The organism is Roseateles sp., from assembly GCF_052436255.1.
Classification (GTDB): domain Bacteria; phylum Pseudomonadota; class Gammaproteobacteria; order Burkholderiales; family Burkholderiaceae_C; genus Pelomonas.
This window is the reverse complement of sequence record NZ_JBQVNP010000049.1, coordinates 1-13,358: the sequence shown is the minus strand read 5'-3', so window position 1 is coordinate 13,358 and position 13,358 is coordinate 1. Positions and strand designations below refer to the sequence as shown.

Sequence of the window (13,358 nt, the reverse complement as noted above, 5' to 3'; positions counted from 1 at the left end):
GATGCGGCCCCGCAACGCGGTGGGGCTTGCAGAGCACTGCCCGCCAAGGTCATTGGAGAACCGCATGAGCCAGTCCGTGAACTCCATCGCCCGCCAGGTTTCGCTGACCGGTGCCGTCGCGGTCGCGGCGGTGCTGCTCGGCGTCAGCCTGGTCGTCGGCACGCTGCTCAAACGTTCGGCCAACGAGCAGGTGCAAACCTGGGTCGGCGACAAGGCCGCCTCCTTGGTGGATGCCATGCAGGCGATGGACGATGTCGCCGCCAAGCAGGTCCAGCGCAGCTTCGGCTCCTTCCGCCAGGAGTTCGGTCCCAGCTTCACGCTCGACGAGGCCACCGGCGAACTGCGCGACTGGGGGCCCAAGCTCAACGACAACTTCACCCAGGTCGACAAGTTCGCGGCCGTCAATGGCGGCGTGGCCACGGTGTTCGCGGTCAAGGGCGACGACTTCGTGCGCATCACGACCTCGCTCAAGAACGAGAAGGGCGAACGTGCGATGGGCACGATGCTCGGCAAGGCACATCCAGCCCATGCCGCCGTCACCGCCGGCACGCCTTACACCGGCCGCGCGCAGCTGTTCGGGCGCGCCTACATGACGCACTACGAGCCGATCAAGAGCGACGCCGGCAAGGTCGTAGGCATCCTCTTCGTCGGCTTCGATCTCGACGCCTTCGCTACGGCCATGGACCGCATGGCCAACAGCGCCAAGTTCTTCGAGAACGGCGGCACCTACATCGTCGCGATGCCCAAGGATCCGTCCAGGGCCACTCTCGCCACACATCCATCGGCCAAGGGAAAACTGCTGTCCAGCGTTGCGCCCGGCTTCGAGAAGACGCTGGCCGAACAGACCGTCAATGCCGTCGTGCTGGACGATGTACCCGATGTGCTGGGCAATGGCCTGAGCGACAACTTCGCCGTTGCGCGCAAGAGCGAAAAGACCGGCTACTGGGTCGTTGCCCAGGTTTCGCGCGGCGAAGCACAGGCGGCCGGTCGCACGACCCTGTGGTTCTTCTGGGGCGCCCTGGCGCTGACCGCCGTGGGCTTGGGCTTCGGGCTGATGTGGATGATGCGCCGCTGGGTGGCGCAGCCGCTGGCGTCGCTGCAGCGGGCCATCGGCGCCATCGCGGACGGCGATCTCAGCCAGTCGGTCAGCAGCACACGCAACGACGAGATCGGCTCGCTGATCCAGGACACCGAGAGCATGCGCCAGCGCCTGGCCGCCACCATCGGCACGGTGCGCAACTCCGTCGACAGCATAGCCACCGCCGGCACCGAGATCGCCACCGGCAACCTGGACCTGAGCCAGCGCACCGAACAGACGGCCAGCAATCTGCAGAGCGCAGCGTCGTCCATGAACGAGCTGACCGGCACGGTGCGCCAGACGGCCGACTCGGCCCGCACCGCCAACCAGTTGGTGCAGTCCGCCGTATCGGCGGCGACGCGTGGCGGCGAGGTCGTCGGCCAGGTCGTCACGACGATGGACGACATCAACATCGCCAGCAAGAAGATCGCCGACATCATCGGCACCATCGACGGCATTGCCTTCCAGACCAATATCCTCGCCCTGAACGCGGCCGTGGAAGCGGCGCGCGCCGGCGAGCAGGGCCGCGGCTTCGCGGTCGTCGCCGGTGAGGTGCGCTCATTGGCCGGCCGCAGCGCCGAGGCGGCCAAGGAGATCAAGGCCTTGATCGGCAACAGCGTCGCGCGCGTCGAGAACGGCGCACGCCTGGTGCAGACGGCCGGCACGACCATGGGCGAGATCGTCTCCAGCGTGCAGCGCGTACAGGACATCATTGGCGAGATCAGCTCCGCCGCCAGCGAGCAGAGCGAGGGCATCGCTTCGGTCAACACCTCCGTCGTGCAGCTCGACCAGATGACGCAGCAGAACGCCGCGCTGGTGGAGGAGTCTGCCGCGGCCGCCGAGAGCCTGAAGGAGCAGGCCCAGCGCCTGGTCGAGGCGGTGGCCGTGTTCCGAGTGGCCGGCGGCGAGTCACCTCGTTCAGCCGCGCCGCGCCGCCCCACGCCCAAGGGCGCCGCGACCGTCACACCCAAGCCGACGCCCGTCGCCATCACCGCGCCACGCGCTGCTGCTCCGGCATTGAAGCAGACTGCGAAGCCAACGCCGGTTGCCGCGCCAGTTGTCCCGCCCCGGCCTGCCCCCCCGCCTGCCGCCCCGGCCGCCGCGGAAGACGACTGGGAAACCTTCTAGAAAAAAGGCCCGCTGCTGCGGGCCTCGCTACGTCGTGGTCACGCGCGTCAAGCGCGCTCGGCCACCCAGGCCGCGACGCTGTTCAGCGCTGCCGCCACGCCGGCGGGCTGCGTGCCGCCAGCCATGGCCATGTCGGGCTTGCCACCGCCCTTGCCGCCCACTTGGCCGGCAACGAAGTTGACCAGCTCGCCGGCCTTGACCTTGCCCACGCTGTCGGCCGTCACACCGGCGGCGATCTGCACCCTGTCGCCGTCCACGGCGGCCAGAACGATGGCCGCCGTCTTGAGCTTGTCCTTGAGCTTGTCCATGGTCTCGCGCAGGGTCTTGGCGTCGGCGCCTTCGAGCCTGGCGGCCAGCACCTTGATGCCCTTGACGTCAACGGCCTGGGCCATCAGCTCGTCACCCTGGGCGGATGCCAGCTTGCTCTTGGCGGCGGCAAGCTCCTTCTCCAGCGCCCTGACCTGGTCCAGCACGGCATGCAGGCGGTCTTCGAGTTCGCCCGGGGCCGTCTTGAGCGCCTGCGCGGCGGACTGCACGGTGGCTTCCAGCGACTGCAGATAGGCCAGCGCGTTGTCGCCGGTGACGGCCTCGATGCGGCGGATGCCAGCCGCGACGCCGCCCTCGGCCACGATCTTGAACAGGCCGATGTCGCCGGTCGCCTTCACATGCGTGCCGCCGCAGAGTTCCTTTGAGCTGCCGATGGAGAGCACGCGCACCGTCTCGCCGTACTTCTCGCCGAACAGCATCATGGCGCCCGACTTCTGTGCGTCGTCCAGCGCCATGACCTGGGCGTCGGCACCGGCATTGCCGAGGATCTCGGCGTTGACGATGGCCTCGATCTCCTTGATCTGCTCGGCTGTCACCGGCGCGTTGTGGGCGAAATCGAAGCGCGTGCGCTCGGCGTTCACCAGCGAACCCTTTTGTTGCACATGGGCGCCCAGCACCTCACGCAGGGCCTTGTGCATCAGATGCGTGGCGCTGTGGTTGCGAACGGTCTTGGCGCGGCGCTCGGTGTCGACGCGGGCAACGAGCACATCACCGACCTTGACCGCGCCCTCCACCACCTGGCCGTGGTGGCCGAACACATCGGCCTGGATCTTCAGCGTGTCGCCCACGACCACGCGCGTCGTGCCGTTGCGCAGCTCGCCGGCGTCTCCGACCTGGCCGCCGCTCTCGGCATAGAAGGGCGTGTGGTCCAGCACGATGACGGCGTCGTCGCCGGCCTGGGCCGCATCGACCTGGGCGCCATCGACATAGACCGCAGTGACCGTGGCAGTCTCGACGACGAGGCCGTCGTAGCCGTGGAATTCGGTCGGCGCACCGCTGTAGGCCAGGCCCTGCGCCATCTTGAACTTGCCGGCGGCGCGGGCGCGGTTCTTCTGCTCTTCCAGCAGCGCGTTGAAGCGGGCTTCATCGACCGCCACGCCGCGCTCGCGGCAGACATCGGCGGTCAGGTCGACCGGGAAGCCATAGGTGTCATGCAGCTTGAAGGCGGTGTCGCCATCGACGTCGCCGCCCTTTGCCAGCGCGCTTTCCAGGATTTCCATCCCGGTGGCGATGGTCTGGAAGAAGCGCTCTTCTTCCACCTTCAGCACCTCGGTGACGCGAGCCTGGGCCTGGCGCAGCTCTGGGTAGGCCTCGCCCATCTCGGCGCTGAGCGCAGCCACCAGCTTGTGGAAGAAGGGCGTGCGCGCGCCGAGCTTGTAGCCGTGGCGGATGGCGCGGCGGGCAATGCGGCGCAGCACATAGCCACGGCCGGCGTTGCCAGGGATGACGCCGTCGACGATGGTGAAGGAGCAGGCGCGGATGTGATCGGCGATGACCTTGAGCGACGGGCTGGCAGCATCGCAGACGCCACCACCGGCCGCGTCCACGGCGGACTTGGCGGCCGCCAGCAGGTTCACGAAGGTGTCGATCTCGTAGTTGGAATGCACATGCTGCAGCACCGCCGCCAGGCGCTCCAGGCCCATGCCGGTGTCCACGCTCGGCTTGGGCAGCGGGTGCATCACGCCGTCCTCGGTCCGGTTGAACTGCATGAAGACGTTGTTCCAGATCTCGATGTAGCGGTCGCCGTCCTGCTCGGCCGAGCCCGGGGGGCCGCCCGCCACTTCCGGACCGTGGTCGAAGAAGATTTCAGTGCAGGGGCCGCAGGGGCCGGTGTCGCCCATCATCCAGAAGTTGTCGGACATGTAGCGCGCGCCCTTGTTGTCGCCGATGCGCACGATGCGCTCGGCGGGCACGCCCACTTGCTTGTTCCAGATCTCGTAGGCCTCGTCGTCTTCCTCATAGACGGTGACCCAGAGCTTGTCGGCTGGCAGCTTGAAATTGACCGTCAGCAGCTCCCAGGCGTAGCTGATTGCATCCCTCTTGAAATAGTCGCCGAAGCTGAAGTTGCCCAGCATCTCGAAGAAGGTGTGGTGACGAGCGGTGTAGCCGACGTTGTCCAGGTCGTTGTGCTTGCCGCCGGCGCGGATGCATTTCTGGCTGGTGGTGGCGCGCGAGTAGGTGCGCTTGTCGAAACCCAGGAACACGTCCTTGAACTGGTTCATGCCCGCATTGGTGAACAGCAGCGTCGGGTCGTCACCCGGCACGACGGGGCTGGACGCGACGATCTGGTGGCCTTTGCCCTCGAAGAACTTCAGAAAGGTCTGGCGGATCTCGGCGGCTTTCATTCCGGGGCTTCCTGGGTGAAATGGTCGGTGACAAAGAGGGGCGATTGTAGGGAGGCCCCCCCGGCCACCGCGGGTAGAGTGCCCATCAATTCGAATGGAGAGCCCCGATGGACGCGAATTCCCCACTGGATGCGCTGCACGACCCCGGCCTGTTGCGCAGCCAGGCGCTGATCAACGGCGAATGGGTAGGCGCCGCCGCCAGCTTCGGCGTGACCGACCCCGCTACGGGCCGCGAGTTGGCCCAGGTGCCCAACCTCGGCCGCGCCGATGCGCAGGAGGCCATCGCCGCCGCCGCCAATGCGCTCAACGCGTGGCGCGCCAAGCCCGCCAAGGAGCGCGCGGCGGTGCTGGTGCGCTGGCAGCAACTTCTCGTCAAGCACGCCGACGACCTGGCCCGGCTGATGACGGCCGAACAGGGCAAGCCGCTGGCGGAGGCACGCGGCGAGGTGATCTACGGCGCGAGCTTTCTGGACTGGTTCGCCGAGGAAGGCAAACGCGTCTACGGCGAGACCATCCCGACGACCGACCCGACCAAGCGCTACCTCGTCATCAAGCAGGCCGTGGGCGTCTGCGCGGCCATCACGCCTTGGAACTTCCCGCTGGCGATGATCACGCGCAAGGTCGCCCCGGCCCTGGCCGCCGGCTGCACCGTCATCATCAAGCCGGCCGAGGCGACGCCGCTGACCGCCCTGGCCGCCGCCGAGCTGGCGCAACGCGCCGGGATGCCGGCTGGCGTGCTGAACGTGCTGACGGCCGATGCGCAGCAGTCCATCGAGATCGGCCAGGTGCTGTGCGAGAGCGATGTCGTGCGCCACCTGTCCTTCACCGGCTCGACCGAGGTCGGTCGCATCCTGATGCGCCAGTGCGCGCAGACCGTCAAGAAGCTCAGCCTCGAGCTGGGCGGCAACGCGCCCTTCATCGTCTTCGATGACGCCGATCTCGAATCCGCTGTCGAGGGCGCGCTGGCCAGCAAGTACCGCAACGCCGGCCAGACCTGCGTCTGCGCCAACCGCATCTACGTGCAGGCCGGCGTCTACGACGCCTTTCTGGAGAAGTTCGCCGCCAAGGTCGGCGCGCTGAAACCAGGCAACGGCTTCGAGAGCGGCGTCCAGGTCGGCCCGCTGATCGACGAGGCGGCGCTGCAGAAGGTCGAGACCCACGTGGCCGATGCCATCGCGCTGGGTGCCAAGCTGCTGGCCGGCGGCAAGCGCATCGAAGGCGTCGCCGGCCATTTCTTCGAGCCGACGCTGCTGGCCGACGCCACCCCGCAGATGCTGTGCTCGCGCGAGGAAACCTTTGGCCCGGTCGCGCCGGTGTTCAAGTTCCAGACCGAGGCCGACGCCATCCAGCTGGCCAACGCCACCGAGTTCGGTTTGGCCAGCTATTTCTACAGCCGCGACATCGGCCGCATCTTCCGCGTCAGCGAGGCGCTGGAATACGGCATGGTGGGCGTCAACACCGGCCTGATCTCGACGGCCGAGGTGCCGTTTGGCGGCGTCAAGCAATCGGGCCTGGGCCGCGAGGGCGCGCGCCAGGGCATCGAGGACTATGTCGAGGTGAAGTACATCTGTCTGGGCGATATCCAGAAGTAGCCGACGGCATGCAAAAAAAGGGGGCCCTTGTGGGGCCCCCTTGCATTGACGGGGCCGATGAGGCGGCCCTGTCTTTCTTGCTCTTTGCTCAGAACTCGTACTTGGCGGTGAGCTGCATGGCCCAGGCCGACTCGCCCTTGTTGTTCTTGGTGACGTAGTCGAACGGCGTACCGACGGCGTAGATGGTCTTGCCGGTCGCAGGGTCGATGCCGGCGGTGTTCACGAAGGCGCGACGATTGCCGCCGTTGCTGGTGAAGGTGATCTCGTCGATGCGGCCGTAGCGCTTGTTGACCAGGTTGCCGAAGTTCAGGATGTCCAGCGTGATGATGCCCTTGTGGCCAAAGAAGCCGGGCACTTCCTGGCTCAGGCGCACGTCGATGGTGTTGCTGAACTTGGAACGCGCCGAATTGCGCGGCACCACGCTGCCCTTGTGCTTGCTCAGGCCCGCGTCACCGTCGACGATGCTCCAGAACAGCGTTTCAGCGGCAGCCGACGAGTTGGCCACCGTGTTGGTCGCGCCCTGCATGCGGAACAGCACCTCGCCCGACCCTGGGGCCTTGGGAACGTACATCAGGTCGTTGCCGGCGATGCCGTCACCGTTGTAGTCGCTGCCGTAGGTCCAGCTGTAGGGCTTGCCGTCGCGGCCTTCGTAGAAGGCGCCGAAGGTCGTCTTGTACTTGCCGAAGAAAGCCTTGCTGAAGTTGACGCCGGCGTTGACACGCTCACGGATCAGGTAGGACGAATCGGCCGCGACGTTCTCGCTCGGATTGAACACCGCCGTACCGCGGAAGTTGGAATGCGCGGTCGACGAGGTCAGCGGGCTGACTTCCGTGGCCCAGGTGCGGGTATAGGCGAGGTTCCAGCTGAGGGCCGGCGAGGTCTGCTGCGACAGCGACAGCGTCACGGCATTGCCGCCACCCTGGGTGGTGCGGGCCACCGACGTGATGTGGCTGGTCGGCTCCGTCACATAAGCACGATTGGCTCCGTCCTGGAAGCGCGCGCCGGGTGTGCCGGTCGGGCATGCAACGCTGGTGCTGCCCGCAGCCCAGCAGAGGGGATTCACACCTGACGCATTCCAGAACATGTCACGTCCATCGGGCGCCTTGCGGGTGGGCGCGCCCAGGTTCAGGGACTTGTAATAGATGCCGTCCTTGACCTTGGTGTGCAGCCAGTCCACACCGAAGGTCAGGTTGTACCAAGGCAATTCGGTGTCGAAGGCCAGGTTCGCCTTCCAGACCGAGGGCTGCTTGACGTCTGGGTCGATGAAGTCAACCTTGGAGGCAGGCGTCGCGCCGGCCACAGGCGGCTGCGCGTCGGGGTTGGGCGAGTACTTCAGCGAGGTCGGGCAGGGGTTGCTACCACCGCTGGCGCACGACAGATTGACCGTGGCCATGCCCGTGCCCTGGAACGGGTTGGTCAGCCAAACGTTCATCGCGCCGCCCTGGAACAGGCCCGCGCCGCCGCGCACCTGCGACTTCTTCTTGTCGAACAAGTCCAGCTTCCAGTTGAAGCCCAAGCGCGGCTGCACCAGCTGCGTGCCGTTCAGGACATTGGTGTTGCTACGGCCGAAGATCGTGCTGGCTGCCGGGTTGGCGATGGGTGCGTCGGGCGTGTCGACCCGCTCGACACGGACGCCGCCGGTCACGTTCAGGTTGCGATTGATCTTCCAGGTGTCCTGCAGGAAAACGCCCAGCGTGTTCAATGTCCAGTTCGCTGCGCCGTCGTCCAGTGTCTTGCCCGCCAGCGGCAATTGCCGCGTATAGCTGAACGGTGTGCCGGCGAGCCAGTCGGCCACCGGGTTTGCGCTCTGGAAGACGTAGGTGCCCTTGGTGTTCTGCAGGAAGGCGTTGAAGATGTCGTTCTTCTCGTAGTCGAAGCCGAACTTGATCTCATGGTCACCCATGAAGTAGGTGCCCGCGAAGAACGCGCTTTGCGTCTTCGTCGCCAGGTTGTTGAAGTGGCGGCTGTTTTCGGTGCCGAAGATCAGCGTGCGGAAGGTGCTGGGGTTGCCGATCGTCGACGGCGTCGTCCACGTCAGGCTGACCTGCGGCATGTTGCTATTGTTCTGCGGCGCCGACTTGTAGTCGCTCGACGTCAGCGTCAGCTCGGTGCTGAAGTTGTCCGTCCAGTCCGAGAACAGCTGAGCAGTCACGGTCTCCAGCGTCTTGTTCTGGCTGTAAAAGCGCGAGGACATCGACAGCGTTGAAGCACTGAAGGTCGTGAACTGCGGCTCCGACTCCTCCGACTTGGAGTAGCGGATGTTGAAGCGGTGCGCGTCCGTGATGTTCCAGTCCAGCTTCAGCAGCAAATCCTTGGCCTTGAGACTGACGTCGGACGGGACCTCCGTGCTGCCGATATCAATGCCGTAGGTCTTGCCGGCCGCCTGGGCAGCAGCGATCTGCTCCGGTGTGATGTCCACATTGGTCCGCGAGCTGCCCTTGGGGCCGAAGCTGGGCGCATTGCGGCTGCTCGTCATTTCTTCGTAGTTCGCGAAGAAGAACAGCTTGTCCTTGATGATGGGGCCGCCAAGCGTGGCGCCCTTGGTGTCTTCCTTGAACCGCGGGGGCGTCGCGTAGCTGCCGCCGTTGTTGCGGGTGTAGCGGTCGCCCGCCATGCTGTCATCGCGGTAGACGTAGTAGACGCTGCCCTTGAGCTCGTTGGTACCCGACTTCGTCACGGCATTGATGTTGGCGCCGGTGTAGCCGCGCTGCGTCGTGTCGTAGTTCGACACGTTGATCTGCACCGCCTGGATCGCCTCGATGGAGATCGGCTGCTTGTTCATCGGCAGGTTGTTGGCCTCCAGGCCGAACCTGTCGTTGATCGACACGCCGTCGACGGTGATCGAGTTGAAGCGCGAGTTCTGGCCGGCGGCCGAGATCTCGCCGCGATCCTTGTCGGTCTGGCTCAGGCGTGGGTCCAGACGCGCGTAGTCCTGCAAGCTGCGCTGGATGGACGCGTAGGTGTCCAGTTCCTGACGGCCCAGTTGGGTGCCAGTGCCCATGGTGGCGCTGTCGAACTTGCGGTTCGCGGTGGCGGTGCCCGTCACGACCACGGTTGCCAACTGGTTCGCGCCCAGCGCGAAGTCGATGGCCGTGGTTTCGGCCAGTTGCAGGTAGACGTCTTCCCGGACATCGCGGTCGGTACCCTTGTTGACCGTGACCGTGTAAGGGCCGCCCACGCGCAGGCCGCGCGCGGAATAGCGGCCTTCGGCATCAGTCACCTGGGTGGTGGACGAACCCGATTCGCGGTGAACGATCGTCACCGTGACACCGGCTGCCGGGGCGCCAGCGCCGGTGGTCACCCGGCCACCGATGGCGGCCGTCGTGTTCTGCGCCATCACCGGCGCTGCGGCCACGATGGCGACGGCGGCGCACAGCGCCGACAGCGGGAATCCAGACCCAAACCTGTTGCTCATCCCAATCACTCCTGTTGTGCGCGCGGCGCGGCGCGGCTGATGTGTCGAAAGTTGTCACGCAAACGTCATGCGACATGAGCGCGGTTGCGTCGTCAGCGCTTCCTGGAAGACATCGCCGCAACGATGAACGAATTGTCATGACTTTCCGTGACAGAACTTTACGGGTAAGTCAGAAGTGGCCAATTCCTGAGCTTCGCGGGCAGCCTGCGCACCACTCGGGTGCATTCCATTGACCCGATCTGATCCGATGCGTCAGGAGAAATTACCGTAACGCAAGCTCATATGCACCTCTATGGTGCACTTCGAGGCGCATGTAAACGCCACGAAGGTCGCGCGGTGCCTGTCGCAAAACCGCGACAAACTGGCCGGACCGGTGCACTTCTAAGATCGGCCTTCCCTCCAAATTCCCTCTGCCATGGCCTTGACCTACTACTTCCGACTAGGCGCCGTTGCCCTGGCCGCCTTGCTTGCTGGCTGCGCCACGCAGCAGCCGGCCAAGACCGGGGAGCTGACTTTGTTGTCCATCAACGACTTCCACGGCCACATCCAGCCGGCCAAGCCGACGCCGCTGATGCCACGCCTGCCTGACCCCGCCACGGGCGAGGTCAGGCCGCAGCCAGCGGGCGGGGTTGCACATCTGGCCACAGCGCTGGCCCAGCTCAAGGCCAAGCACCCGGACGCGCTCGTCGTTGCCGGTGGTGACCTGATCGGCGCTTCGCCGCTGATCTCCAACCTGTTGCGCGACGAACCGACGCTGGCGGCCCTGTCGGAACTCGGCATCGCGGCCAGCGCCCTCGGCAACCATGAGCTCGATGCGGGATTGCCCGAACTGCTGCGGCAGGCGCGCGGCGAATGTGGGGCGAACGGCTGCCTGTGGCCAGGCTACAAGGGGCCCGGCTTCCCCTTCCTGGGCGCCAACGTGCTGGACGCCAACACCGGCAAGCCGCTGCTGCCGACCCATGTGATCAAGCAGTCAGGCGGCTGGAAAGTCGCCATCGCAGGGGTCGCGACGCGGGACACGCCCAAGGTCATCGTCGCCAGAGCCATCCAGGGCATCCGCTTCGCCGACGAGGTCGACACGCTGAACGCCCTGGTGCCGCAGCTCAAGGCCGAGGGCGCGGAAGTGCTGGTCGCCGTCATGCACGAGGGCGGCGTGCAGGGCCGGGACGCCAGCGCCAACGACCCCACCTATGCCTGCCCCACGCTGACGGGCCGCGTGCAGGACATCGCCCAGCGCCTGGATCCCGCCTACGCCGTCATCATCGGTGGGCACACCCACCAGGCCTACACCTGCAAGATCAATGGCCGCCTCGTCGTCCAGGCCGGCAGCTACGGCGGCTGGGTGACCGAGAGCCGCCTCAAGCTCGACGCGAGCGGCCGCGTCATCGACGCCCAGGCGGTCAATCACCCGGTGCTGCAGTCGGTCTACGCCCCCAACCCCGCACTTGCCGCGCTCGTTGCACAAGCCGCCGCGCTGACCGAGGCCACACGCAACAAGCCTGTGGCCACGCTGCCCCACGGCGCTACCCGCTATCCCAAGGAACCGCATGGCGATGCCCCGCTCGGCAACCTGATCGCCGACAGCCAGCTCGCCTTTGCGCGCAGACACGGCCCGGCCGACGTCGCCTTCATGAATCCAGGCGGCATCCGCACCGACCTGGTCGTCACGCCTGGCAAGCCCACGACGATGAGCGACCTGCTGGCCATCCAGCCATTCGGCAACGAGCTCGTCGCGCTGACCCTGACCGGCCAGCAACTGCTAGAGATCCTGCAGCGCCAGCTGCCCAAGGGCGACGCCGCGCCACGCATGCTGCAGCCCTCCTCCACGCTGCGCTACCACTGGCGCAAGGGCGCCGGCGGCGTGGGCGAGTTGGTGAACCCGCGCATCAACGGCGAGCCGATCGACCCGGCGCGCAACTACCGCGTCGTCGTCAACAACTTCCTGTCGGAAGGCGGCGACGAGCAGGCCGGCTTCAAGCATGGCAAGGACCGCGCCGTGCTCGGCACCGACATCGATGCACTCGTCCAGATGCTGCGCGACACCCCGGACGCCCTGTCGAAAATTGCCCCAGGGCGCATCGTCCGGGAATAAGCTGGCTTCCAGACGACCGGCACCCTCCCCGATGAATCCCCATGACAAATGGGAACGGCCCTTGAAGGGCCGCTTGCATGTGGAGCGGGTGATGGGAATCGAACCCACGTAGTCAGCTTGGGAAGCTGAAGTTCTACCATTGAACTACACCCGCAATGGGGCGCGAGTTTACGCGATGGCTGAGCCGCCCGAGCCTTGTAGGACGCCGCCGCAACCTGCCGGCGACACCCCATCAAGGGTCAGGCACGCCCTAGCATCCAAGCCCCGACAACCACCGCACGGCAGGACATCAATATGAAAACAGCACGGCAGATCCTCACCTCGGTCCTGGCAGCGTCCCTGGTCTTTGGCAGCATGGCGCAGGCCGCGCCGACGGCGCTGATCAGCACCGAGCAGGCCGCTGCGGCACTTCAGCCCGAGCGCAGCGCCGCGCATGCCCGCCTGCACGAGGCGCTGGACCGCGCCGACCTGGCCGCCATGCTGCAGGCACGCGGCGTGTCCACCGACGAGATGCGCGCCCGCGTCGACGCGCTGACCGACGCCGAGGCGCGGCAGATGCTCACGCAGATTGACGAAGCGCCTGCAGGCAGTGCCGACATCGTCGGCGTGCTGTTCACCGTCTTCATCATCCTGCTGGTGACCGACATCCTCGGCCTGACCAAGATCTTCCCGTTCACGCGCTCGGTGCGTTGATCCCGCGGCTGGCCGCGGTACTTGCCGCGCTGCTGCTGAGCGGCTGCGCGGCCTTCTTCACGCCGCCGCAAACGGCAGCGCTGCTGGCGCAGCCCCCTGCCGACCTGCCGCTCAGTGCCGAGCGCGACGAGGTGCCGTTCTTCGCGCAGACGCGCGACCACTGCGGTCCGGCGGCGCTCGCCACCGTGCTGGCCGACACCGGCCTGCCCGCCGACCCTGACCGGCTGGCCGATGCTGTCTTCCTGCCTTCGCGCGCTGGCAGCCTGCAGCTGGAGATGCTGGGTGGCGCACGCCGCCAGGGCGCTGTCGCAACGCGGCTGCCGCCCGATCTGCAGGCGCTGCTGCGCGAGGTCGCCGCCGGCCATGCCGTCATCGTGTTGCAGAACCTCGGCCTGGATTTCGCGCCGCGCTGGCACTACGCGGTCGTTGTCGGCTATGACCTGACGCAGCGCCAACTGCTGCTGCGCAGCGGCACGACGCGGCGCCAGGCGCTGCCGCTGCGCACCTTCGAATACACCTGGGCGCGCGCCGGCCGCTGGGCCATCGCCGTGTTGCCGCCGGAGCGGCTGCCGGCCACGGCCAGCGAGGCGCAGGCGCTGGACGCCGCTGTCGGCTTCGAGCGAGTCGCGCCACCGGCCCGGGCGGCCCAGGCCTATCGCACGCTGCTGGCGCGCTGGCCGGGCAATGC

7 protein-coding genes and 1 tRNA gene are annotated in these 13,358 nt (G+C 66.8%); 5 read left to right on the top strand and 3 right to left on the bottom strand.

Annotated features, from left to right (window positions below):
• Window positions 1-64 precede the first annotated feature (64 nt).
• Complete coding sequence (locus ACT6S0_RS13070) at window positions 65-2,206, top strand: methyl-accepting chemotaxis protein (protein ID WP_444764263.1); 2,142 nt, start codon at window positions 65-67, stop codon at window positions 2,204-2,206.
• Window positions 2,207-2,253: 47 nt separating this feature from the next.
• Here the strand turns inward: ACT6S0_RS13070 and alaS are convergent, their stop codons facing one another.
• The gene (gene alaS, locus ACT6S0_RS13065) at window positions 2,254-4,878 is read right to left on the bottom strand and encodes an alanine--tRNA ligase (RefSeq protein WP_444764262.1); all 2,625 of its coding nucleotides are present in this window, start codon (window positions 4,876-4,878) and stop codon (window positions 2,254-2,256) included.
• A 107-nt stretch (window positions 4,879-4,985) separates the two neighbouring features.
• Here alaS and ACT6S0_RS13060 point away from each other — a divergent pair, with 107 nt between their 5' ends.
• A complete protein-coding gene (locus ACT6S0_RS13060; protein ID WP_444764261.1) occupies window positions 4,986-6,470 on the top strand; it encodes an NAD-dependent succinate-semialdehyde dehydrogenase in 1,485 nt (494 codons plus the stop codon).
• Window positions 6,471-6,558: 88 nt separating this feature from the next.
• On the opposite strand, the gene ACT6S0_RS13055 is transcribed toward ACT6S0_RS13060, so the two are convergent.
• Entirely contained in the window at window positions 6,559-9,885 is a 3,327-nt protein-coding gene (locus tag ACT6S0_RS13055; RefSeq protein ID WP_444764260.1) for a TonB-dependent receptor, read from the bottom strand.
• Window positions 9,886-10,300: 415 nt separating this feature from the next.
• Between ACT6S0_RS13055 and ACT6S0_RS13050 the strand changes: the two genes are divergently transcribed.
• Window positions 10,301-11,977, top strand: a complete 1,677-nt coding sequence (locus ACT6S0_RS13050; RefSeq protein ID WP_444764259.1) for a bifunctional metallophosphatase/5'-nucleotidase — start codon at window positions 10,301-10,303, stop codon at window positions 11,975-11,977.
• Between the two features lie 80 nt (window positions 11,978-12,057).
• Here the strand turns inward: ACT6S0_RS13050 and ACT6S0_RS13045 are convergent.
• Window positions 12,058-12,131 (bottom strand) — tRNA-Gly (locus tag ACT6S0_RS13045).
• 140 nt (window positions 12,132-12,271) lie between these two features.
• On the opposite strand from ACT6S0_RS13045, the gene ACT6S0_RS13040 reads away from it, so the two are divergent.
• Both ACT6S0_RS13040 and ACT6S0_RS13035 read left to right on the top strand, forming a co-directional pair.
• A complete protein-coding gene (locus tag ACT6S0_RS13040) occupies window positions 12,272-12,670 on the top strand; it encodes a PA2779 family protein (RefSeq protein ID WP_444764258.1) in 399 nt (132 codons plus the stop codon).
• The coding region (locus tag ACT6S0_RS13035) for a PA2778 family cysteine peptidase (RefSeq protein ID WP_444764257.1) at window positions 12,667-13,358 on the top strand (692 nt) is incomplete at its 3' end. The genes ACT6S0_RS13040 and ACT6S0_RS13035, both read left to right, overlap by 4 nt.

Excerpts from the sequence above, each read along its gene's own strand:
- ACT6S0_RS13070 (WP_444764263.1), top strand. The coding sequence starts at position 65 with ATGAGCCAGTCCGTGAACTCCATCGCCCGCCAGGTTTCGCTGACCGGT.
- alaS (WP_444764262.1), bottom strand. The coding sequence starts at position 4,878 with ATGAAAGCCGCCGAGATCCGCCAGACCTTTCTGAAGTTCTTCGAGGGC.
- ACT6S0_RS13060 (WP_444764261.1), top strand. The coding sequence starts at position 4,986 with ATGGACGCGAATTCCCCACTGGATGCGCTGCACGACCCCGGCCTGTTG.
- ACT6S0_RS13055 (WP_444764260.1), bottom strand. The coding sequence starts at position 9,885 with ATGAGCAACAGGTTTGGGTCTGGATTCCCGCTGTCGGCGCTGTGCGCC.
- ACT6S0_RS13050 (WP_444764259.1), top strand. The coding sequence starts at position 10,301 with ATGGCCTTGACCTACTACTTCCGACTAGGCGCCGTTGCCCTGGCCGCC.
- ACT6S0_RS13040 (WP_444764258.1), top strand. The coding sequence starts at position 12,272 with ATGAAAACAGCACGGCAGATCCTCACCTCGGTCCTGGCAGCGTCCCTG.